This window comes from Enterobacter cloacae complex sp. 2015409, assembly GCF_041365315.1.
GTDB lineage: Bacteria > Pseudomonadota > Gammaproteobacteria > Enterobacterales > Enterobacteriaceae > Enterobacter > Enterobacter pseudoroggenkampii.
Map to the genome: position 1 here is coordinate 59642 of NZ_JBFTVM010000010.1, position 23571 is coordinate 83212.

The window sequence follows — 23571 nt, forward strand, 5'->3', positions numbered from 1 at the left end:
ATTAGAGGAAGAAAACATGACAATCCGCAATCACACACTCGGTTTCCCTCGCGTTGGCCTGCGTCGCGAACTGAAAAAAGCGCAAGAAAGCTACTGGGCGGGGAACGCCACCCGTGAAGAACTGCTGGCGGTGGGACGCGAGCTGCGCGCTCGTCACTGGGCTCAGCAAAAACAGGCGGGCATTGACCTGTTGCCGGTGGGCGATTTCGCCTGGTACGACCATGTTCTGACGACCAGCCTGCTGCTTGGCAACGTGCCGGCTCGTCATCAGAACAAAGATGGATCGGTAGATATCGATACCCTGTTCCGCATCGGCCGTGGCCGTGCGCCAACGGGTGAGCCAGCGGCAGCGGCGGAAATGACCAAGTGGTTCAACACCAACTATCACTATATGGTGCCGGAGTTCGTGAAAGGTCAGCAGTTCAGGCTGACCTGGACGCAGCTTCTGGATGAAGTGGACGAAGCGCTGGCGCTGGGCCATCAGGTGAAACCGGTTCTGCTCGGGCCGGTAACGTACCTGTGGCTGGGTAAAGTAAAAGGCGAGCAGTTTGACCGACTCAGCCTGCTGAAGGACATTCTGCCGGTCTACAAACAGGTGCTGATTGAGCTGGGCAAACGCGGCATTCAGTGGGTGCAAATCGACGAGCCGGCGCTGGTGCTCGAACTGCCCAAGGTTTGGCACGATGCCTTCAAACCGGCGTATGACGCGCTGGCGGGGCAAGTGAAGCTGCTGCTGACCACCTATTTCGAAGGCGTAACGCCGAACCTTAACACCATTACCGCGTTGCCGGTTCAGGGCCTGCACGTTGACCTCGTACACGGTAAAGACGATGTCGCGGAGCTGCACAAGCGCCTGCCTGTGGACTGGCTGCTCTCCGCCGGGCTGATTAACGGTCGTAACGTCTGGCGTGCCGATCTCACCGGGAAATACGCTCAAATAAAAGACATCGTCGGCAAACGTGAGCTGTGGGTGGCTTCGTCCTGTTCCCTGCTGCACAGCCCGATCGATCTGAGCGTGGAGACTCGCCTGGATGCCGAGGTGAAAAGCTGGTTTGCCTTCGCCCTGCAAAAATGCGAAGAGCTGACGCTGCTGCGCGATGCGCTGAACAGCGGCGACACGGCGGCGATCGCCGAATGGGGCGCACCGATCCAGGCGCGTCGTCACTCGGCGCGCGTGCACAACCCGGCGGTGGAAAAACGTCTGGCGGCCATCACCGCCCAGGACAGCCAGCGTCAGAGCCCGTATGAAGTCCGCGCTGAAGCGCAGCGTGCCCGCTTCAACCTGCCTGCGTGGCCGACCACCACCATCGGTTCCTTCCCGCAAACCACCGAAATCCGTGGCCTGCGTCTGGACTTTAAAAAGGGCAATCTGGATGCGAATCACTACCGCACCGGTATCGCCGAACACATCAAGCAGGCGATTATCGAGCAGGAACGTCTGGGTCTGGACGTGCTGGTGCACGGTGAGGCCGAGCGTAACGACATGGTGGAATACTTCGGTGAGCATCTCGACGGCTTCGTGTTTACCCAGAACGGCTGGGTGCAGAGCTATGGCTCCCGCTGCGTGAAGCCACCGGTGGTTATCGGTGACGTCAGCCGCCCGGAAGCGATCACCGTGGAGTGGGCGAAATACGCGCAGTCCCTCACGGACAAGCCGGTGAAAGGCATGCTCACTGGTCCGGTGACCATTCTTTGCTGGTCCTTCCCGCGTGAAGACGTGACCCGTGAAACCATCGCCAAACAGATTGCCCTGGCACTGCGTGATGAAGTGGCGGATCTGGAAGCAGCAGGCATTGGCATTATTCAGATTGACGAACCGGCCCTGCGCGAAGGTCTGCCGCTGCGCCGCAGCGACTGGGATGCCTACCTGCAGTGGGGTGTGGAAGCGTTCCGCATCAACGCCGCGGTGGCGAAGGACGACACCCAGATCCACACCCACATGTGTTACTGCGAATTTAACGACATCATGGATTCGATTGCCGCGCTGGACGCCGACGTGATCACCATTGAGACGTCGCGCTCTGACATGGAGCTGCTGGAGTCGTTCGAAGAGTTCGAGTACCCGAACGAAATCGGGCCGGGCGTGTACGACATTCACTCCCCGAACGTGCCGAGCGTGGAGTGGATTGAAGCCCTGCTGAAAAAAGCGGCTCAGCGCATTCCGGCTGAGCGCCTGTGGGTGAATCCGGACTGCGGCCTGAAAACCCGCGGCTGGCCGGAGACGCGTGCGGCGCTGGCGAACATGGTGAAGGCAGCACAGAACTTGCGTCAGGCATAATTGTGACGCGCGATGGCCGGGTGCCAGCCCGGCCTTATCGTACTTAGCTCAGGTCTGCGCCATTGCTGGCAATCACTTTTTGGTACCACCAGAAGGAGTCTTTTTTCAGCCGTTTCAACGTACCGTTGCCTTCATCGTCCTGATCGACATAGATAAAACCGTAGCGTTTGGACATCTGCGAGGTGCCCGCGCTAATGATGTCGATACAGCCCCACGTGGTGAACCCTATAACCTCCACGCCTTCATTAATCGCGGCCAGCGTTTGCGCGAAGTGTGCGCGGAAATAGTCGATGCGATAGCTATCGTGGATCCTGCCGTTTTTGACTACATCCTTCGCGCCCAGACCGTTTTCAACGATAAACAGCGGCTTTCGGTAACGGTCATACAGCTCCAGCAGCGAGATTTTCAACCCAAGCGGATCAATCTGCCATCCCCATTCGGATGCAGGCAGATACGGGTTTTTCACACCGAGAACGGTATTCCCGGGAATGCGTTCGGCGTCAGGCTGCGTGGATTCGGTCATCGACATGTAATAGCTGAAGGAGACGAAATCGACGGTATGCGCCTTTAAAATACGCCGATCGTCAGGGTGCATTTCAATATGGATATTTCGTCGTTCCAGATCGCGCAGGATCAGCGGCGGATAGTCGCCAAATACCTGCACGTCAGCATAAAAATAGTTTTCCAGGTTTTTCTTCAGCGTGGCTTCAACGTCTTCCGGACGGCAGCTGTGCGGATAGGTCGTCAGTTTGGTCAGCATGCACCCGACCTGGCTGCCCGGAATTTTGGCGTGGCAGTCTCGGGTGACCAGTGCAGACGCGACAAACTGATGATGCAGACCCTGATAGATATCCTGTTTCGCGTTGCCCGGCGCGCTTTTCTCTTCGCGAATGCCCGCGGTCGTAAAGGGATGGCGGTGAATACTGTCTATTTCATTGAAGGTTAGCCAGTAACGCACCAGCTCTTTGTAGCGGTCGAAACAAACATTGCTGAAGCGAACGAAGGCATCGACCACATTACGATGCACCCAGCCGTTATATTTTTCGCTCAGCGCCAGCGGCATTTCGTAGTGGGAAAGGGTGACCAGCGGCTCGATGTTATGACGACGCAGCTCGCGGAACAGTTCTTCATAAAACTGCAGCCCGGCCTCGTTTGGCGCGGCGTCCTCTCCGGTCGGGAAAATACGCGACCAGGCAATGGATACGCGCAGCACCTTAAAACCCATCTCAGCAAACAGCGCGACGTCGTCTTTATAGTGGTGATAAAAATCGATGCCGCGGCGTTTCGGGTACAGCGCATCATTTTTACCTTCAAACGCGTCGCGGATATTCTCGTCCGTCAGGGCCATGTGGCCGCTGTAATCTTTCACGGAGAGGTTGGGTTTCCAGGCGACAGCGTCGGCAACGGACGGCCCTTTGCCGTCCACGTTCCATGCGCCTTCGGCCTGGTTGGCGGCAATCGCGCCGCCCCATAAAAAACCGTGTGGAAACGCGAGGGAATTGTCCATAACACGCACTCCTTATGCGTCATGATGATGGGAAAGGCTTACCCTTTTTTACCACCGTACTGACGGAACCACGTAAGCATCCGCTGCCATCCATCTTTCGCCGATTCAGCGTGATAGCTCGGACGATAGTCGGCGTTAAACGCATGCCCGGCATCCGGGTAAACTACAATCTCCGCCTTCGCATTTGCCGCGCGGAGCGCATGGCGCATGGTTTCTACCGAATCCAGCGAAATACCGGTGTCCTGACCGCCGTAAAGCCCTAACACGGGGGCATTCAACTCGGTGGCGATATCAACCGGATGTTTCGGTGAATTCAGCGTTTTTTCACCCACCAGTTTGCCGTACCAGGCGACAGCGGCTTTGAGCTGCGGGTTATGCGCGGCATACAGCCAGCTAATGCGTCCGCCCCAGCAGAAACCGGTGACCAGCAGACGATGGGGATCGCCCCCGTTGCGCGCCGCCCAGCTGGCGACGTGGTCGAGGTCGGCCAGCACCTGCGCGTCCGGGACTTTGCTGACCAGGTTGCTGAGCAATGTAGGAATATCGCTGTAGTCGTTCGGATCGCCCTGACGGAAGTAGAGCTCTGGCGCAACGGCCAGATACCCTTCCAGCGCCAGCCGGCGGCAGAGGTCGCGAATGTGTTCGTGAACACCAAATATCTCCTGAATCACAATCACGATGGGCAGCGGGCCGTCTGCCGATTTTGGTCGTGCGTGATAAGCAGGCATATTCTCCCCCTGCGAGGGAATAGAGGTCTCACCCGCCGTGATGGCGTCTTCAGATGTTGAGACGATGGTTGAGGCATGCGGGGCCGCAGCAGGTGCAAAACCAGTTTTTTCAGTCATGGCATTCTCCGTACCAATCAGTTAGCGCAAAGGTAAATATAGACACCAGGTTAACAACTCACAGTGCCTTAAACGGTCTATCTTTTGTGCAGCACCTGACGATATAACTTGTTAATGTGATGTGAATCACCTTTTTATGGAAATCAAATGTAATCATTTTCATTCATGGTGAGGTGCGTCACGAAAATATACTTACTGCTTCTGTAAAGTACCGTTTTACTTCTTCTGACTAACCGACCCACAGAGGAGTCACCTATGTCTAAGTCTGATGTTTTTCATCTCGGCCTCACTAAAAACGATTTACAAGGGGCTACGCTCGCTATCGTCCCTGGCGATCCTGAGCGTGTGGAAAAGATCGCCGCGCTGATGGATAAGCCGGTCAAGCTGGCTGCCCATCGTGAGTTCACCACCTGGCGCGCAGAGCTGGATGGCAAAGCGGTGATCGTGTGCTCTACCGGTATCGGTGGTCCGTCTACGTCTATTGCTGTTGAAGAGCTGGCGCAGCTGGGCATTCGTACTTTCCTGCGTATCGGTACCACCGGCGCTATCCAGCCGCACATCAACGTCGGCGACGTGCTGGTCACGACCGCGTCCGTCCGTCTGGACGGTGCAAGCCTGCACTTTGCACCGATGGAATTCCCGGCAGTGGCGGATTTCGAATGCACCACCGCGCTGGTTGAAGCCGCGAAATCCGTGGGCGCAACCACCCACGTAGGCGTAACCGCCTCTTCCGACACCTTCTACCCGGGCCAGGAGCGTTACGACACCTTCTCTGGCCGCGTGGTAAGCCGCTTCAAAGGCTCCATGGAAGAGTGGCAGTCAATGGGCGTGATGAACTACGAAATGGAATCCGCCACGCTGCTGACCATGTGCGCAAGCCAGGGTCTGCGTGCCGGTATGGTGGCGGGCGTTATCGTCAACCGTACCCAGCAGGAGATCCCGAACGCCGAAACCATGAAGCAGACCGAAAGCCATGCAGTGAAAATCGTGGTTGAAGCCGCGCGTCGCCTGATCTAGTCCCTTCCTTTCGAAATCAAAGGCCGACACGTTCGGCCTTTATTTTTTGCGTAGCGCCTCGCAGGAAAACCCTTTCAAACTGGACGTTTATACAGCACAATCTTATTTTGTGCGGGTAATACGTTGATACAGGGGGCATTGTGGATATCTCAATCCTGATTTATGCGGTGATTGCGCTGGCGGGCGTGGCGATAGGCTGGCTGATGTCCAGTTATCAGCATGCGCAGCAGAAGGCCGATCAGCTGGCTGAACGTGAAGAGATCGTCGCCGATTTAAGCGCGGCCAGGCAGCAGCTTGCCCTGAGTGAACACTGGCGCGACGAGTGCGAGCTGCTTAACAACGAGCTGCGCAATCTCCGTGATATCAACACCTCGCTGGAGGCCGATCTCCGCGAAGTGACCACCCGCCTTGAATCCACTCAGCTGCATGCGGAAGACAAAATCCGCCAGATGATCAACAGCGAGCAGCGCCTCAGCGAACAGTTTGAGAACCTCGCCAACCGTATTTTCGAGCACAGCAACCGCCGCGTTGATGAACAGAACCGCCAGAGCCTTAACAGCCTGCTGACGCCGCTGCGTGAACAGCTGGACGGTTTTCGTCGTCAGGTGCAGGACAGTTTTGGTCAGGAAGCCCGCGAGCGGCACACCCTGGCGCATGAGATTCGCAATCTCCAGCAACTGAATGCCCAGATGGCGCAGGAAGCGGTAAACCTGACCCGCGCGCTCAAAGGGGATAACAAAACCCAGGGCAATTGGGGAGAAGTGGTGCTGACCCGCGTACTGGAAGCCTCCGGCCTACGGGAAGGATATGAATACGAAACGCAGGTCAGTATTGAGAACGATGCCCGCTCGCGCATGCAGCCGGATGTGATCGTGAGGCTGCCGCAGGGCAAAGATGTGGTGATTGACGCCAAAATGACCCTGGTGGCGTATGAGCGTTACTTCAACGCGGAGGATGACTACACCCGAGAATCGGCGCTGCAGGAGCACATTGCCTCCGTGCGTAACCACATTCGCCTGCTCGGCAGAAAAGACTATCAGCAGTTGCCGGGTCTTCGCTCGCTGGACTATGTCCTGATGTTTATTCCGGTAGAGCCCGCGTTTCTGCTGGCACTCGACAGGCAGCCTGAACTCATCACCGAAGCGCTCAAAAATAACATTATGCTGGTCAGCCCTACCACGTTGCTGGTGGCGTTACGTACCATTGCGAACCTGTGGCGCTATGAACACCAGAGCCGCAACGCGCAGCAGATTGCCGATCGTGCCAGCAAGCTGTACGACAAAATGCGCCTCTTCTTGGACGACATGTCCTCAGTCGGGCAGAGCCTGGATCGTGCGCAGGATAACTACCGCCAGGCGATGAAAAAACTCACCTCGGGACGCGGCAATCTGCTGGCGCAGGCCGAATCATTCCGCAGCCTGGGGGTAGAGGTTAAACGCGAGATTAATCCGGAATTGGTGGAACAGGCCACCGCCCAGGACGACGAGTTTCGCCTGCGAGAAGGTGCGGACGAACAAAAGACAAACAGTGAAGACAACACGTTAGCGGTGGATTTATCACCAGACGAGACTCCAGCGCGTTTCTTTCGCGGTGGTTGAAACGTAGGGCAAACGCGCCCAATCTGTTACACTTCACGAACATTTTACTGATAAGCAGGCTCTGAGATGGCTGACGATTCACAAGACACAACGCACTTTGGCTTTCAGACTGTCGCCAAAGCGCAGAAAGCTGACATGGTGGCCCACGTATTTCATTCCGTGGCGGCGAAGTACGATGTAATGAATGACCTGATGTCGTTCGGCATTCATCGCTTGTGGAAGCGCTTCACCATTGACTGTAGCGGCGTGCGTCGCGGACAAACGGTGCTGGATTTAGCCGGCGGTACGGGCGATTTAACCGCGAAATTCTCTCGTCTGGTGGGTGAAACCGGGCGCGTTGTCCTCGCCGATATTAATGACTCCATGCTGAAAATGGGACGCGAAAAGCTGCGTAACATCGGCGTGGTGGGGAACGTGGAATATGTTCAGGCAAACGCCGAAGCGCTGCCGTTCCCGGACAATACCTTTGACTGCATCACGATCTCCTTCGGTCTGCGTAACGTGACCGATAAAGAAAAGGCGCTGCGCTCCATGTACCGCGTGCTGAAACCGGGTGGACGCCTGCTGGTGCTCGAGTTCTCGAAACCGATCATTGAGCCGCTGAGCAAAGCCTACGACGCCTATTCCTTCCACGTGCTGCCGCGCATCGGTGAGCTGGTGGCGAATGATGCGGAAAGTTACCGCTATCTGGCGGAATCTATCCGTATGCACCCGGATCAGGACACCTTAAAAGCCATGATGCAGGATGCAGAATTTGAGAACGTTGAATATTTCAACCTGACGGCGGGTGTCGTCGCGCTGCATCGCGGTTACAAATTCTGAGTGGAGGTGTCCCGTGCCCTTTAAACCCTTAGTCTCCGCAGGCATCGAGAATGTACTGAATGCTTTCCTGTATCGCGCTCCGGCGCTGAAAGCTGCGCGTCAGCGGCTAAACGGGAAGGTATTGCGCATTGTTTTAAAAGAGTTATCGACGCCGCTTGTACTGGTCTTCAGCGAACGCCAGCTTGACGTACTGGGGGAGTGGGAAGGTGAAGCTGACTGCTCGGTCATCACGCACATGAGCGTGCTGCCAAAACTGCGCGATCGCCAGCAATTAACGGCGCTTATCCGCAGCGGTGAGCTGGAAGTAGAAGGCGACATTCAGGTCGTGCAGAACTTCGTTGCGCTCACCGATCTTGCGGAGTTCGACCCGGCAGAGCTGCTCGCGCCTTTTATCGGCGACATCGCCGCCGAAGGCATCGGGAAAGTCCTTCATGGTGGCGCCTCCTTTGCGCGTAAAAGCCTGCATCGTCAGCAACGCTATGCGGCGGAAGTGCTGACGGAGGAGTGGCGAATGGCGCCCGGTCCACTGGAAGTGGCGTGGTTTGCGGAAGAGACCGCGGCTGTTGAACGTGCGGTTGATGCCTTAACCAAACGGCTGGAAAAACTGGAGGGCAAATGACGCCTGGTGAAATTCGGCGCCTCTATTTCATTATTCGCACCTTTTTGAGCTACGGGCTCGACGAGCTTATCCCCAAAATGCGTATCACGCTGCCGCTTCGTATCTGGCGGCGGATGCTGTTCTGGATGCCCAATCGCCATAAAGGTCAACCGCTGGGTGAGCGTCTGCGCCTGGCGCTGCAGGAGCTCGGTCCGGTTTGGATTAAATTCGGACAGATGCTGTCGACCCGCCGCGATCTCTTCCCGCCGCTTATTGCCGATGAGCTCGCGATGCTGCAGGACCGCGTCGCACCGTTTGACGGCGCGCGCGCGAAAAAGCAAATTGAAGAGGCGATGGGAAATGTACCCGTCGAGACCTGGTTTGACGATTTCGACATTCACCCACTGGCATCGGCCTCTATCGCGCAGGTGCATACCGCACGTCTGAAAGAAAACGGCAAAGAAGTTGTTATTAAGGTCATTCGTCCGGACATCCTGCCCATCATCAAAGCAGACATGAAGCTGATTTATCGTCTGGCGCGCTGGGTACCACGCTTGCTGCCGGACGGGCGTCGCCTTCGTCCACTGGAAGTGGTGCGGGAATATGAAAAAACGCTGATTGATGAGCTTAACCTGCTGCGCGAATCGGCAAACGCCATTCAGCTGCGTCGCAACTTTGAAAACAGCCCGATGCTCTATGTTCCTGAAGTCTATTCTGACTACTGCAGCCAGAACATGATGGTAATGGAGCGTATCTACGGTATTCCGGTTTCGGATGTGGTGGCCCTGGAGAAACAGGGAACGAACATGAAGCTGTTGGCCGAGCGTGGGGTACAGGTCTTCTTTACCCAGGTGTTCCGCGACAGCTTTTTCCATGCGGACATGCACCCGGGCAATATCTTCGTGAGCTACGAACACCCTGAGGATCCGAAGTACATCGGTATCGACTGCGGGATTGTGGGGTCGCTGAATAAGGAAGATAAACGGTATCTGGCAGAGAACTTCATCGCGTTCTTCAACCGCGACTACCGTAAGGTGGCCGAGCTGCACGTCGATTCAGGCTGGGTGCCGCCGGACACCAACGTCGAGGAGTTCGAGTTCGCGATCCGGACCGTTTGTGAACCGATTTTTGAAAAACCGCTGGCGGAAATCTCCTTCGGGCACGTGCTGTTAAACCTGTTCAACACGGCTCGCCGCTTTAATATGGAAGTTCAGCCACAGCTAGTTTTACTTCAGAAAACATTACTTTACGTTGAGGGTGTAGGCCGACAGCTCTATCCTCAGTTAGACTTGTGGAAGACCGCGAAACCTTTCCTTGAATCCTGGATTAAGGATCAGGTTGGCATTCCGGCGCTGGTGCGCTCTCTGAAAGAGAAAGGCCCGTTCTGGATAGAAAAAATGCCTGAAATTCCTGAACTGGTTTATGACAGTTTGCGTCAGAGCAAGAACCTTCAGCACAGCATGGATAAAATCGCCCGCGAGCTTCAGTCCAGCCGGGTTCGCCAGGGCCAGTCACGCTATCTCTTTGGGATTGGCGCAACGCTGCTGTTGAGCGGTACGCTGCTGCTGATCAACCGTCCGGACTGGCAGATGATGCCCGCCTGGCTGATGGCTGGCGGGGTGGTTGTCTGGCTGGCAGGCTGGCGAAAAACGCGCTGAGTTTGCGTCGCTATCGACGGGTCGCATACGTATAATGCGACCTGACTAATTAATCATCTATCCCTGAGGAACATGTATGGGTGGTATCAGTATCTGGCAATTGTTGATCATTGCCGTCATCGTCGTGCTGCTGTTTGGCACCAAAAAGCTCGGTTCTATTGGTTCCGACCTGGGCGCGTCTATCAAAGGTTTCAAGAAAGCGATGAGCGATGATGAGAGCAAGCAGGATAAAACCAGCCAGGACGCTGATTTTACTGCTAAATCCATCGCCGATAAGCAGGAAGAAGCCAAAAAGGAAGACGCTAAACGCCACGATAAAGAGCAGGTGTAAGTCGTGTTCGACATTGGTTTTAGTGAGCTCCTGCTGGTCTTTGTGATTGGCCTGATTGTGCTGGGGCCGCAGCGTCTGCCGGTGGCAGTGAAAACCGTTGCGGGCTGGGTTCGTGCGCTGAGATCGCTGGCATCGACCGTTCAGAATGAGCTGGCGCAGGAGCTTAAGCTGCAGGAATTTCAGGAAAGCCTGAAAAAGGTCGAGAAGGCGAGCATGGATAACCTGACGCCGGAACTGAAAGCGTCAATGGATGAGCTGCGCGAAGCGGCGGAATCCATGAAGCGCTCCTACAGCGTTAACGATCCTGAAAAAGCGAGCGATGAAGCGAACACCATCCATAACCCGGTGGTGAAGGGCAGCGAGGAGCAGCGCGAGGGCGTAACGCCTGCCAGCGCAGAACATCAGGCTGCCGCGCCAGAACAGACGCCGCAGGAAACCGAAGTGAAAAAACAGGTGCAGCCGGAAGAGCCGGTGGCAAAAACGGCGGAAGTGAAGCCCGCTGCGTCCGTTTCCGAATCATCCCCCTCGTCGAGTGATAAAGCGTAAACATGGCAGTAGATGATACTCAACCGCTGATTGCGCACCTCATTGAGCTGCGTAAGCGCCTGTTAAACTGCATTATTGCGGTTTTACTCATATTCCTGTGCCTGGTCTATTTTGCCAACGATATCTATCAGGTGGTCTCTGCACCGCTGATTAAGCAGATGCCGCTGGGCGCAACGATGATTGCAACAGACGTTGCTTCTCCGTTCTTCACCCCCATCAAGCTGACCTTCTGGGTGTCGTTGATTGCCTCAGCGCCGGTCATTCTTTATCAGGTGTGGGCGTTTGTGGCGCCAGCACTGTATAAGCACGAACGCAAGCTGGTGATCCCGCTGCTGGTGTCTAGTTCGCTGCTGTTCTATATCGGCATGGCGTTTGCCTATTTCGTTGTCTTCCCGCTGGCCTTCGGCTTCCTGACGCATACCGCGCCGGAAGGGGTTCAGGTGTCGACGGATATCGCCAGCTACCTCAGCTTTGTGATGGCGCTGTTTATGGCGTTCGGCGTGGCATTCGAAGTGCCGGTGGCCATTGTGCTGCTTTGCTGGGTAGGGGTAACAACCCCGGATGACCTGCGTAAGAAGCGTCCGTATATCCTGGTGGGCGCCTTTGTGGTCGGCATGCTGCTGACACCGCCGGACGTGTTCTCGCAGACGCTGCTGGCCATACCGATGTACTGTCTGTTTGAGGTCGGCGTATTCTTCTCGCGTTTCTACGTGGGTAAAGGACGTCGAGCGGATGACGAAGACGATACGTCCGACAAGACCACTGAAGAGTAAAACCAGCCGCCCGTCAGGGCGGTTGTTATATGGGGATTTGAATGTTTGATATCGGACTCAATCTGACCAGCTCGCAGTTTGCGAAAGATCGTGATGAGGTGGTCGCGCGCGCGTTTGCCGCCGGGGTGAAAGGGCTGCTGCTGACAGGCACCAACCTGCATGAGAGCGAGCAGGCGCAGCAGCTGGCGCAACGCTACGATCGCTGTTGGTCTACTGCTGGCGTGCATCCTCACGACAGTAGCCAGTGGACCGCGGAAAGTGGCGACACCCTGTACAGGCTGGCGAAGACGCCAGCCGTTGTGGCGATCGGCGAATGCGGTCTCGATTTCAACCGTAACTTTTCCACGCCTGAAGAGCAGGAAAAGGCGTTCACTGCCCAGCTTGCGCTGGCGGCAGAGCTTGGAATGCCCGTATTTATGCACTGCCGCGACGCGCATGAGCGTTTCCTGGCACTTCTGGATCCGTGGCTGGAGAAACTGCCCGGCGCGGTACTGCACTGCTTCACCGGTTCACGACAGGAAGCGCTGGATTGCCTGAAGCGAGGGCTTTATCTGGGTGTTACTGGCTGGGTTTGCGATGAGCGTCGCGGGCTCGAACTTCGGGAGCTGTTGCCAGCGATCCCGGCTGACCGGTTGCTCCTTGAAACCGATGCGCCCTATCTGCTACCGCGCGATATGAAACCCAAACCGGCATCGCGGCGAAATGAGCCCGCGTATCTGGGGCACATTGTTGAGAGTGTTGCGAAGTGGCGCGGAGAGGATCCGCACTGGCTTTCAGCGCAGACGGATAACAACGTGCGTAATCTGTTCGGAATAAACGTTTAAAGTTTGCGGAAGTCGGTGTTTTTAACGCTCTGCAGCACCTGCTTGTTCAGCAGATTGAGCAACAGCATAGAGCGCGCTTCCCCGTCCGGCTCGGCAAAAATCGCCTGCAGGCCTTCGAAAGCCCCTTCGGTAATCACGACGCTATCGCCCGTGTAAGGGGTTTCGGGGTCGGTGATCCCTTCAGGCTGTTGATAAATCGACAGCTGATGAATGACCGTGGACGGAACCGTTGCCGGGTGGGCGCCAAAACGAACGAAGTGGCTAACGCCACGCGTTGCGCTGATGGTGGTGGTGTGGATGACTTCCGGGTCGAACTCCACGAACAGGTAGTTCGGGAATAACGGCTCACTGACGGTTGTGCGCTTCCCGCGCTGCATTTTTTCAAGCGTGATCACGGGCGTCAGGCAATTTACAGACTGACGTTCAAGATGTTCCTGCGCGCGCTGAAGTTGCCCGCGTTTGCAATACAGTAAATACCAGGCCTGCATAATCACTCTTTCCCTTAGTTCGGGGCGCAAGCATATCAAAACCCTGGCGGGATCGCTAAGTTGATTATAATGGGCGAAAATGGGACAGAACGCATAACTTCACGCTAATTTAACAAAATTACAGCATCAAGCAGGCTTACGCCGTATAATGAAGCGCTTACAGAGAGGCCATGATTAACTGCATGAAATACCACGATCTCCGCGACTTCCTGACGCTGCTGGAAAAGCAGGGTGAACTCAAACGTATTACACTTCCTGTTGATCCTTATCTGGAGATGACAGAAATTGCTGACCGCACCCTGCGTGCCGGTGGCCCCGCGTTACTGTTTGAAAATCCGAAAGGGTACTCCATGCCGGTACTGTGCAACCTGTTTGGTACACCGCGTCGTGTTGCACTGGGGATGGGTCAGGAGGACGTCACGGCGCTGCGTGAAGTCGGTAAGCTGCTGGCGTTTCTGAAAGAGCCGGAGCCACCGAAAGGCTTTCGCGATCTGTTCGACAAACTGCCGCAGTTTAAGCAGGTGCTGAACATGCCCACCAAACGCCTGCGCGGCGCGCCGTGCCAGCAGAAGGTGCTGGAAGGCGATGCGGTTGATCTGACCAAAATCCCTGTCATGCAGTGCTGGCCGGAAGATGCTGCGCCGCTGATAACCTGGGGGCTTACCGTTACGCGCGGCCCGCACAAAGAGCGGCAAAACCTCGGTATTTACCGCCAGCAATTGATTGGCAAGAATAAACTCATCATGCGCTGGCTGTCGCATCGCGGCGGCGCGCTGGATTTCCAGGAGTGGTGCGCTGCGCATCCGGGGGAGCGTTTCCCGGTGTCTGTCGCTTTAGGCGCCGATCCGGCCACCATTCTGGGAGCCGTCACCCCCGTGCCGGATACCCTTTCTGAATATGCGTTTGCAGGCCTGCTGCGCGGAACGAAAACCGAAGTCGTGAAGTGTATTTCTAACGATCTCGAAGTTCCGGCCAGTGCAGAAATTGTGCTGGAGGGTTACCTTGAACAGGGTGAAATGGCGCCAGAAGGCCCTTACGGCGACCACACCGGCTATTACAACGAGGTGGATAACTTCCCGGTGTTTACCGTGACGCACATTACGCAGCGTGAGGATGCGATTTATCACTCCACGTATACCGGACGTCCACCGGACGAACCGGCGGTGCTGGGCGTGGCGCTGAATGAAGTGTTTGTGCCGATCCTGCAAAAGCAGTTCCCGGAAATAGTTGATTTTTATCTGCCGCCTGAAGGATGCTCGTATCGCATGGCGGTGGTCACGATGAAGAAGCAGTATCCTGGTCATGCTAAACGCGTGATGATGGGCGTGTGGTCTTTCCTGCGCCAGTTTATGTATACCAAATTTGTTATTGTCTGCGATGATGACGTTAACGCCCGCGACTGGAATGACGTAATCTGGGCCATTACCACGCGAATGGACCCGGCGCGCGATACGGTGTTAGTCGAAAACACGCCGATTGATTATCTGGATTTTGCCTCGCCGGTTTCCGGTCTTGGCTCAAAGATGGGACTGGATGCCACAAATAAATGGCCTGGCGAAACCGACCGTGAATGGGGTCGCCCGATCAAAAAAGATCCTGCTGTGACCGCGCGCATTGACGCGATCTGGGACGAGCTGGCCATAATGAATAACGGTAAACCCTGAGCTGACCGTTAAGCCCTATAGACTTCCCGACAGAGAGAGCGAATGACAACCTTAAGCTGTAAAGTGACCTCGGTAGATGCCATCACCGACACCGTATATCGCGTCCGTTTAGTGCCAGAAGCGCCATTCTCTTTCCGCGCGGGTCAGTACCTGATGGTTGTGATGGATGAGCGTGATAAGCGTCCTTTCTCTATGGCCTCAACGCCGGCGGAGCAGGAATTTATTGAGCTTCATATTGGTGCGTCAGAGCTTAACCTGTATGCGATGGCGGTGATGGATCGCATCCTGAAGGAACGTGAAATCGTGGTGGATATTCCGCACGGTGATGCGTGGCTGCGCGATGACGAAGACCGTCCGCTGATCCTGATCGCTGGCGGTACAGGCTTCTCCTACGTGCGCTCCATTCTGTTGACCGCACTGGCGCGTAACCCGGACCGTGACATCACCATTTACTGGGGTGGCCGCGAAGAGAAACATCTGTACGATCTGTCTGAACTGGAAGCGCTGAGCGTCACCCATCCTAACCTGCGCATTGAGCCGGTGGTTGAGCAGCCGGAAGAGGGCTGGCGCGGGCGTAGCGGTACGGTGCTGACGGCGGTGCTGCAGGATCACGGTACGCTGGCTGGGCACGATATCTATATCGCTGGCCGTTTCGAGATGGCGAAAATCGCCCGCGATCTGTTCTGTAACGAACGTGATGCGCGTGAAGACCGCCTGTTTGGCGATGCGTTTGCCTTCATTTAAATAAAAAACCCGCCCCTGACAGGCGGGAAGAACGGCAACTAAACTCTCTCTCTTCGCCAGTGACGCCACTGGCGGCGAGGTACCTCTCGTAGGCCGGGAAAGCGCAGCGCCTCCCGGCAAAAGCCCGATGGCGCGATGCTTATCGGGCCTACGTATTAGACCTACACTCTCTCAAACACCGTCGCGATACCCTGACCCAGCCCGATACACATCGTTGCCAGACCAAACTGGGCATCTTTGCGTTCCATCAGGTTGATCAGCGTCGTGCTGATGCGCGCACCGGAGCAGCCCAGCGGGTGACCGAGGGCGATCGCGCCGCCGTTGAGGTTAATCTTCTCGTCGATCTGATCCATCAGCCCCAGATCTTTAATGCATGGCAGGATCTGCGCGGCGAACGCTTCGTTCATCTCGAACAGATCGATGTCGCTGGCGGTTAAGCCCGCTTTTTTCAGCGCCAGCTTCGAGGCCGGAACCGGGCCGTAGCCCATGATTGAAGGATCGCAGCCCACAACCGCCATCGAACGTACCCGAGCGCGAGGGGTTAAGCCCAGCTCGCGGGCGCGGCTTTCGCTCATCACCAGCATCGCCGCGGCACCGTCGGACAGGGCGGACGACGTTCCCGCCGTGACCGTACCGGTGACCGGATCAAACGCCGGGCGCAGGGTAGACAGCGCTTCGACCGTGGTTTCCGGGCGGATGACTTCGTCGTAGCTGAACTGCTTCAGAACGCCGTCTGCGTCGTGACCGCCGGTCGGGATGATCTCATTCTTAAAGGCACCGGACTGTGTCGCCGCCCATGCGCGAGCGTGAGAGCGCGCGGCAAAGGCATCCTGCATTTCACGGCTGATGCCGTGCAGACGAGAAAGCATCTCGGCGGTCAGACCCATCATCCCCGCGGCTTTCGCCACGTTACGGCTCATCCCCGGGTGGAAATCGACCCCGTGGCTCATCGGCACGTGGCCCATGTGCTCAACGCCGCCCACCAGGCAGGCCTGCGCATCGCCGGTCATGATCATGCGCGCCGCGTCGTGCAGCGCCTGCATTGACGAACCGCACAGGCGGTTCACGGTGACGGCCGGAACTGAATGTGGGATCTCCGCCAGCAGCGACGCGTTGCGGGCGATGTTGAAGCCTTGCTCCAGGGTCTGCTGCACGCAGCCCCAGTAGATATCGTCCAGCGCAGCAGGATCCAGCGCCGGGTTACGCGCCAGCAGGCTACGCATCAGGTGCGCGGAGAGGTCTTCCGCACGCACGTTACGGAATGCACCGCCTTTTGAACGGCCCATCGGGGTGCGAATCGCATCAACAATGACAACCTTTTCCATTGTGACTCCTTAAGCCGTTTTCAGTTCGCCAACCGGACGGGCTGGCTCAACTGCTGGATAGTAGGGTTCGTTATGGCGCGCTTTGTTACGCAGCCCTTCCGGCACTTCATACAGCGGGCCGAGGTGCTGATACTGCTGAGCCATATCGAGATAGCGGGCGCTACCGAGCGTGTCCAGCCAGCGGAACGCGCCGCCGTGGAACGGAGGGAAGCCCAGGCCGTATACCAGCGCCATATCGGCTTCTGCAGGGCTGGCGATGATGCCTTCTTCGAGGCAACGCACCACTTCGTTGATCATCGGGATCATCATGCGGGCGATGATCTCGTCGTCGGTGAAGTCGCGTTTCGGCTGACTGACATCGGCCAGCAGGCTATCCACCGCCGCGTCTTCTTCTTTCTTCGGTTTGCCCTTGCTGTCTTCTTTATAACGCCAGAAGCCCAGACCGTTTTTCTGACCGAAGCGGTTAGCGTCGAACAGCGCGTCAATCGCGTCGCGATAGTCTTTCTGCATGCGCTGCGGGAAGCCTGCCGCCATTACCGCCTGGGCGTGGTGGGCGGTATCAATGCCGACTACGTCCAGCAGATACGCCGGGCCCATCGGCCAGCCGAACTGTTTTTCCATCACTTTGTCGATTTTGCGGAAGTCCGCGCCGTCGCGCAGCAGCTGGCTAAAACCGGCGAAATAAGGGAACAGCACGCGGTTGACGAAGAAGCCCGGACAATCGTTAACGACGATCGGCGTTTTGCCCATCTTGCTTGCCCATGCCACCACTTTAGCGATGGTTTCGTCGGAGGTTTTTTCCCCACGGATCACTTCGACCAGCGGCATACGGTGTACCGGGTTGAAGAAGTGCATACCGCAGAAGTTTTCCGGACGCTTCAGCACGCTCGCCAGTTCGCTGATTGGAATGGTGGAGGTGTTAGAGGCCAGCACGGTATCCGGGCGAACCTTGTCTTCCGTTTCCGCCAGCACCGCTTTTTTAACCTTCGGGTTCTCGACGACGGCTTCGACCACCACGTCGACACGGTCAAAACCGCTGTATTCCAGCACGGGCTGAATGGTGGAAATCACGCCTGCAAGCTTCAGACCGTCAATTTTGCCGCGCTCAAGCTGTTTATTCAGCAGCTTGGCCGCTTCGGTCATGCCCAGCGTCAGGGATTTCTCGTTGATGTCTTTCATCACCACCGGCACGCCTTTCCAGGCCGACTGGTAAGCGATGCCGCCACCCATAATGCCCGCGCCGAGTACCGCCGCATGTTTTGGCGTCTCAACGTTTTTAGTCAGCTGTTTGGCTTTGCCTTTCACGAACTGATCGTTCAGGAAGATACCGACCAGCGCGCGGGCTTCATTGGTGTGCGCCAGCGGGACAAAGCTCTGATTTTCGAGCTTCAGCGCTTCATCGCGTCCGAGACGGGCAGCCGCTTCAATGGTTTTCACCGCCGTGATCGGCGCCGGGTAGTGTTTGCCCGCCGTCTGCATGACCATGCCTTTGGCGATGGTGAAGCTCATGGTGGCTTCAATCTTGCTGAGTTTTAACGGCTCCAGCTTCGGCTGGCGTTTGGCTTTCCAGTCGAGATCGCCGTTAATCGCCTGACGCAGAATGGCGACAGCACCTTCAACCAGCTTCTCAGGTTTCACAACGCCGTCGACCAGGCCGATTTTCTGCGCCTGTTCTGCGCCGACGTCTTTACCTGCGGCAATGATCTCCAGCGCGCTGTCGGCACCCAGCATGCGCGGCATACGGACGGAGCCGCCAAAGCCCGGCATGATGCCCAGCTTGGTTTCCGGCAGGCCGATGCGCAGGTCCGGTGTCGCCAGGCGATAGTCTGTCGCCAGCACGCACTCGCAGCCGCCGCCCAGTGCATAGCCGTTAACGGCGGAAATGGTCGGGACAGGCAGATCTTCCAGACGATTAAAGACGCTGTTGGCAAAGTGCAGCCACTGGCTCAGCTGTTCTTCCGGGACCAGGAACAGCGAAAGGAACTCGGTGATATCGGCACCGACGATAAAGGCCGCTTTGTTCGAACGCAGCAGCAGCCCTTTTAATTCAGGTTGTTTTTCAAGAACATCCAGCGCCTGGCCAAGACTGGCCACCGTCGCGGTATCAAGCTTGTTCACTGAGCCGGGGGCATCGAACACCAGTTCGGCAATGCCATCTTCCAGCCAGTTGAGGTACAGGGTGTCGCCTTTGTAGAGCATGTCAGTCTCCTGAATCCAGCAATTGGATCTGGTCATACCAGATGAATCGGAGTGTGGGATTTATGTTAATAAAATGCAAATTACTCATTAAGAAAATGCTGCATTGATCACGGTCGGTGGAAATCACGCAGCCGGAGTGAGGTGTGCTAAGATGCGATGACTTGAGGTCAAAAAAACGAAAGGAAGAATGATGGACTCACTGGCTTCGCTTTATAAAAATCATATCGTTACCCTACAGGAACGTACCCGCGATGTACTGGCCCGCTTTAAGCTGGATGCGCTGCTGATCCACTCCGGCGAGCTGATGAATACCTTTCTGGATGACCACGCTTATCCGTTTAAGGTGAACCCGCAGTTTAAAGCCTGGGTGCCGGTGACGCAGGTTCCAAATTGCTGGCTGCTGGTGGATGGCGTGAACAAACCGAAACTGTGGTTCTACCTGCCGGTCGATTACTGGCACAACGTAGAACCGCTGCCGACCTCTTTCTGGACGGAAGAGGTTGATGTGATTGCACTGCCGAAAGCGGACGGTATTGGCGGCCAGCTGCCTGCCGCACGTGGCAACATCGCCTATATTGGCCCTGTTCCGGAGCGTGCATTGGGCCTGGATATTGCGGCAGACAAACTCAACCCGAAAGGGGTGCTGGATTACCTCCACTATTACCGCGCATATAAAACCGACTATGAACTTTACTGCATGCGTGAAGCGCAAAAAACGGCGGTGAATGGTCACCGTGCCGCGCACGAAGCGTTCCAGTCGGGGATGAGCGAGTTCGACATCAATCAGGCCTATCTGACCGCGACAGGTCACCGTGATACCGACGTGCCGTACAGCAACATTGTCGCGCTCAACGAGCACGCGTCTGTGCTTCACTACACCAAACTGGATCACCAGGTTCCGTCGGAAATGCGCAGCTTCCTGCTGGACGCAGGGGCAGAGTACAACGGCTACGCGGCCGACCTGACCCGTACCTGGGCGGCGAATGCGGACACCGATTTCGCGCAGCTGATTAAAGACGTGAACGATGAACAGCTGGCGCTGATTGGCACCATGAAGGCGGGTACCAGCTATGTGGATTACCACATCCAGTTCCATCAGCGCATCGCAAAACTGCTGCGTAAGCATCAGATTGTGAAAGACATGAGCGAAGAGGCGATGGTTGAGAACGATCTGACCGGGCCATTCATGCCGCACGGTATCGGCCATCCGCTGGGCCTGCAGGTTCACGACGTTGCGGGCTTTATGCAGGATGATACCGGTACGCACCTGGCGGCACCGTCTAAATATCCTTACCTGCGCTGCACCCGTATTCTGGAGCCGCGTATGGTGCTGACGATTGAGCCGGGGATCTACTTTATCGAATCCCTGCTGGCGCCGTGGCGTGAAGGCCAGTTCAGCAAGCACTTCAACTGGGAAAAAATTGACGCGCTGAAGCCGTTTGGCGGTATTCGTATCGAAGATAACGTGGTGGTTCACGAAAACGGTATCGAGAATATGACGCGAGACCTGAAGCTGGCCTGATGGAAAGCTGGCTGATACCGGCTGAACCGGTCACCTTTGTTGAGGAAATCAAGAAAAGCCGCTTTATTACGCTGCTGGCGCATACCGATGGCGTAGAGGCGGCAAAAGCGTTTGTCGAGTCCGTCCGGGCTGAGCATCCTGACGCCCGTCACCACTGCGTGGCGTGGGTAGCAGGGCCGCCGGACGATTCACAGCAGCTGGGGTTTTCCGATGACGGTGAACCGGCGGGCACGGCCGGTAAACCCATGCTCTCCCAGCTTATGGGCAGCGGCGTGGGCGAAATAACCGCCGTGGTGGTGCGCTACTACGGCGGCATTTTGTTAGGCACCGGTGGGCTGGTTAAAGCCTATGGCGGGGGCGTGCAGCAGGCGCTTAATATGCTGGTCACTACCCGCAAAACGCCGCTTACCGAATATACTTTATTATGCGATTACGCCCAGCTATCGGGTATTGAAGCGCTGCTGCGGCAGTTTAACGGTGTCATCGCACACAGTGAATATCAGGCAATGGTGCAATTACGCGTGGCGCTTCCTCAGGCGGAACTGGCTGCTTTTTCAGCAAAACTGGCTGATTTTAGTCGTGGTTCGTTGCAATTGCTGCCGATTGAAGAATAATCCCCACCTCACTTTTGAATACCAAAGGAAGCGGCAGAGATGCATTTTCGTGCCATAACCCGAATCGTTGGACTGCTGGTCATACTCTTTTCCGGGACGATGATTCTCCCTGGACTGGTGGCGCTTATCTACCGGGACGGCGCGGGGCGGGCATTTACCCAGACCTTCTTTGTCGCGCTGGCGATTGGTTCGCTGCTGTGGTGGCCAAACCGTCGCCAGAAAGGTGAGCTGAAATCTCGCGAAGGCTTTTTGATTGTGGTCCTGTTCTGGACGGTGCTGGGGAGCGTTGGTTCGCTGCCCTTTATCTTCTCTGAACAGCCTAACCTGAGCATCACGGATGCCTTTTTTGAATCCTTCTCCGGTTTAACGACCACCGGGGCGACGACGCTGGTGGGGCTGGATTCACTTCCGCACGCCATTCTCTTTTATCGCCAGATGCTGCAGTGGTTCGGGGGGATGGGGATCATCGTCCTGGCGGTGGCCATTCTGCCTATTCTGGGCGTTGGTGGGATGCAGCTCTATCGCGCCGAAATGCCCGGACCGCTGAAAGATAACAAGATGCGCCCGCGTATTGCTGAGACGGCGAAAACTCTCTGGCTTATCTATGTCTTGCTGACGGTGGCCTGTGCGCTGGCGCTATGGTTTGCCGGGATGCCCGCTTTCGACGCCATCGGACACAGCTTCGCGACGATTGCTATCGGCGGGTTCTCCACCCACGATGCCAGCGTCGGCTACTTCGACAGCCCAACGATTAACACGATTATTGCCATTTTCCTGCTGATCTCTGGCTGTAACTATGGCCTGCACTTCTCTTTACTGAGCGGGCGCAGCCTGAAGGTGTACTGGCGTGACCCTGAGTTCCGCATGTTCATTGGCGTCCAGCTGACGCTGGTGATCATCTGTACACTGGTATTGTGGTTCCATGATGTCTATAACTCCGCGTTGACCACGCTAAACCAGGCCTTCTTCCAGGTAGTATCGATGGCGACGACCGCCGGGTTTACCACGGACAGCATCGCGCGCTGGCCGCTGTTCCTGCCGGTGCTTCTGCTCTGTTCCGCGTTTATCGGCGGCTGTGCGGGGTCGACGGGCGGTGGCCTGAAGGTGATCCGTATTCTGCTGCTGTTCAAGCAGGGCAACCGTGAGCTGAAACGCCTGGTCCACCCGAACGCGGTCTACAGCATCAAGCTGGGTAACCGCGCGCTGCCGGAACGTATCCTCGAAGCGGTGTGGGGGTTCTTCTCGGCGTATGCGCTGGTCTTTATCGTCAGCATGCTGGCGATTATCGCGACGGGAGTGGATGATTTCTCCGCCTTTGCTTCCGTTGTCGCAACATTGAACAACCTTGGGCCTGGCCTCGGGGTTGTGGCGGATAACTTTGCCAGTATGAACCCGGTCGCGAAATGGATCCTCATCGGCAATATGCTGTTTGGTCGTCTTGAGGTCTTTACGCTGCTGGTGCTGTTCACCCCTACATTCTGGCGCGAGTAAGGAGCCGTTGATGAAAACACTGATTCTTTTCTCTACGCGAGACGGGCAAACGCGTGAGATTGCCGCGTATCTGGCATCGGAATTAAAAGAGCTGGGGATTTACTCGGATGTGGTGAACCTGAACCGTGCTGAGCAGATAAGCTGGCAGGATTACGACCGCGTGGTAATTGGTGCATCTATTCGTTACGGGCATTTCCATCCGGCGCTGGATCGTTTTGTGAAAAAGCACACGGCGGTGCTCAATAAACTGCCCGGTGCATTTTACTCGGTCAATCTGGTCGCGCGTAAACCCGAGAAGCGCACGCCGCAGACCAACAGCTACACGCGCAAGTTTTTACTCAACTCGCCGTGGCAGCCTGATCTGTGCGCCGTCTTTGCCGGCGCGCTGCGCTACCCTCGCTACCGCTGGTATGACCGCTTTATGATCCGTCTTATTATGAAGATGACGGGGGGCGAAACCGACACGCGTAAAGAAGTGGTTTATACCGACTGGTCGCAGGTAGCCAGTTTTGCGCGAGAAATCGCACATTTAACGGGCGATTCGCGACATAAATAAGCGTTAAGTTTGAAAAGTGAGCGAACGAAAAGTTTTTTGTATTTTGTGCTTGTCACTTCAGAATAACTCCCTATAATGCGCCTCCACTGACACGGAACAACGGCACACACGCCGCCGGGTCAGCAGAGAATAGCGAAAATAAACGCTTGACTCTGAAGCGGGAAAGCGTAA

Annotated in this window: 21 protein-coding genes; 16 read left to right on the forward strand and 5 right to left on the reverse strand. The window is 56.4% G+C overall.

Annotated features, from left to right (window positions below):
- The first annotated feature begins 16 nt into the window (after positions 1-16).
- Positions 17-2278 (forward strand): 5-methyltetrahydropteroyltriglutamate--homocysteine S-methyltransferase, encoded by a 2262-nt coding sequence (gene metE, locus ACDO57_RS22820; RefSeq protein ID WP_370884613.1) that lies wholly within the window; start codon positions 17-19, stop codon positions 2276-2278.
- 43 nt (positions 2279-2321) lie between these two features.
- Here metE and ACDO57_RS22825 read toward each other — a convergent pair whose 3' ends face one another.
- Positions 2322-3785, reverse strand: coding sequence for a glycoside hydrolase family 1 protein (locus tag ACDO57_RS22825; RefSeq protein ID WP_370884614.1), 1464 nt, complete (start codon positions 3783-3785; stop codon positions 2322-2324).
- Between the two features lie 38 nt (positions 3786-3823).
- Positions 3824-4630, reverse strand: coding sequence for a dienelactone hydrolase family protein (locus tag ACDO57_RS22830; RefSeq protein WP_024907996.1), 807 nt, complete (start codon positions 4628-4630; stop codon positions 3824-3826).
- Positions 4631-4885: 255 nt separating this feature from the next.
- Here ACDO57_RS22830 and udp point away from each other — a divergent pair, with 255 nt between their 5' ends.
- The 9 genes from udp (at position 4886) to tatD (ending at position 12797) form a co-directional block, all read left to right on the forward strand.
- The gene (udp, locus tag ACDO57_RS22835; RefSeq protein WP_003860792.1) at positions 4886-5647 is read left to right on the forward strand and encodes a uridine phosphorylase; all 762 of its coding nucleotides are present in this window, start codon (positions 4886-4888) and stop codon (positions 5645-5647) included.
- Positions 5648-5787: 140 nt separating this feature from the next.
- Positions 5788-7245: a DNA recombination protein RmuC gene (gene rmuC / locus ACDO57_RS22840; RefSeq protein WP_370884615.1), complete on the forward strand. Its 1458-nt coding sequence runs from the start codon at positions 5788-5790 to the stop codon at positions 7243-7245.
- Between the two features lie 66 nt (positions 7246-7311).
- Positions 7312-8067, forward strand: a complete 756-nt coding sequence (ubiE, locus tag ACDO57_RS22845) for a bifunctional demethylmenaquinone methyltransferase/2-methoxy-6-polyprenyl-1,4-benzoquinol methylase UbiE (RefSeq protein WP_023309612.1) — start codon at positions 7312-7314, stop codon at positions 8065-8067.
- Between the two features lie 13 nt (positions 8068-8080).
- Positions 8081-8686, forward strand: coding sequence for a ubiquinone biosynthesis protein UbiJ (gene ubiJ / locus ACDO57_RS22850; protein ID WP_061716323.1), 606 nt, complete (start codon positions 8081-8083; stop codon positions 8684-8686).
- Positions 8683-10323: a ubiquinone biosynthesis regulatory protein kinase UbiB gene (gene ubiB / locus ACDO57_RS22855; protein WP_370884616.1), complete on the forward strand. Its 1641-nt coding sequence runs from the start codon at positions 8683-8685 to the stop codon at positions 10321-10323. Before ubiJ ends, ubiB begins: the two co-directional genes overlap by 4 nt.
- Before the next feature lie 76 nt (positions 10324-10399).
- Entirely contained in the window at positions 10400-10654 is a 255-nt protein-coding gene (gene tatA, locus ACDO57_RS22860; protein ID WP_024908000.1) for a Sec-independent protein translocase subunit TatA, read from the forward strand.
- Positions 10655-10657: 3 nt separating this feature from the next.
- A complete protein-coding gene (tatB, locus tag ACDO57_RS22865; RefSeq protein ID WP_024908001.1) occupies positions 10658-11200 on the forward strand; it encodes a Sec-independent protein translocase protein TatB in 543 nt (180 codons plus the stop codon).
- A 2-nt stretch (positions 11201-11202) separates the two neighbouring features.
- The gene (gene tatC, locus ACDO57_RS22870; protein WP_032646063.1) at positions 11203-11973 is read left to right on the forward strand and encodes a Sec-independent protein translocase subunit TatC; all 771 of its coding nucleotides are present in this window, start codon (positions 11203-11205) and stop codon (positions 11971-11973) included.
- Between the two features lie 41 nt (positions 11974-12014).
- Entirely contained in the window at positions 12015-12797 is a 783-nt protein-coding gene (gene tatD, locus ACDO57_RS22875; RefSeq protein WP_024908003.1) for a 3'-5' ssDNA/RNA exonuclease TatD, read from the forward strand.
- Here tatD and rfaH read toward each other — a convergent pair.
- Complete coding sequence (gene rfaH / locus ACDO57_RS22880) at positions 12794-13285, reverse strand: transcription/translation regulatory transformer protein RfaH (protein WP_023309605.1); 492 nt, start codon at positions 13283-13285, stop codon at positions 12794-12796. The two genes, tatD and rfaH, sit on opposite strands and share 4 nt — an antisense overlap.
- 173 nt (positions 13286-13458) lie before the next feature.
- On the opposite strand from rfaH, the gene ubiD reads away from it, so the two are divergent.
- Both ubiD and fre read left to right on the forward strand, forming a co-directional pair.
- The gene (gene ubiD / locus ACDO57_RS22885; RefSeq protein ID WP_161798590.1) at positions 13459-14949 is read left to right on the forward strand and encodes a 4-hydroxy-3-polyprenylbenzoate decarboxylase; all 1491 of its coding nucleotides are present in this window, start codon (positions 13459-13461) and stop codon (positions 14947-14949) included.
- A 42-nt stretch (positions 14950-14991) separates the two neighbouring features.
- Positions 14992-15693, forward strand: a complete 702-nt coding sequence (gene fre / locus ACDO57_RS22890) for an NAD(P)H-flavin reductase (protein ID WP_008501516.1) — start codon at positions 14992-14994, stop codon at positions 15691-15693.
- A gap of 161 nt (positions 15694-15854) precedes the next feature.
- Here the strand turns inward: fre and fadA are convergent, their stop codons facing one another.
- A complete protein-coding gene (fadA, locus tag ACDO57_RS22895) occupies positions 15855-17018 on the reverse strand; it encodes an acetyl-CoA C-acyltransferase FadA (protein WP_090420960.1) in 1164 nt (387 codons plus the stop codon).
- Between the two features lie 9 nt (positions 17019-17027).
- Positions 17028-19217 (reverse strand): fatty acid oxidation complex subunit alpha FadB, encoded by a 2190-nt coding sequence (gene fadB, locus ACDO57_RS22900; RefSeq protein WP_370884617.1) that lies wholly within the window; start codon positions 19215-19217, stop codon positions 17028-17030.
- A 190-nt stretch (positions 19218-19407) separates the two neighbouring features.
- On the opposite strand from fadB, the gene pepQ reads away from it, so the two are divergent.
- From pepQ to hemG, 4 genes are read left to right on the forward strand one after another with little or no spacing between them, the layout of a single operon-like run.
- Positions 19408-20739 (forward strand): Xaa-Pro dipeptidase, encoded by a 1332-nt coding sequence (pepQ, locus tag ACDO57_RS22905; protein WP_370884618.1) that lies wholly within the window; start codon positions 19408-19410, stop codon positions 20737-20739.
- Positions 20739-21353 (forward strand): IMPACT family protein, encoded by a 615-nt coding sequence (locus ACDO57_RS22910; RefSeq protein WP_024908007.1) that lies wholly within the window; start codon positions 20739-20741, stop codon positions 21351-21353. Before pepQ ends, ACDO57_RS22910 begins: the two co-directional genes overlap by 1 nt.
- Positions 21354-21392: 39 nt before the next feature.
- Complete coding sequence (gene trkH / locus ACDO57_RS22915; RefSeq protein WP_023333781.1) at positions 21393-22844, forward strand: Trk system potassium transporter TrkH; 1452 nt, start codon at positions 21393-21395, stop codon at positions 22842-22844.
- A gap of 10 nt (positions 22845-22854) precedes the next feature.
- Positions 22855-23400, forward strand: coding sequence for a menaquinone-dependent protoporphyrinogen IX dehydrogenase (hemG, locus tag ACDO57_RS22920; protein WP_032646055.1), 546 nt, complete (start codon positions 22855-22857; stop codon positions 23398-23400).
- The last annotated feature ends 171 nt before the right edge of the window (positions 23401-23571 follow it).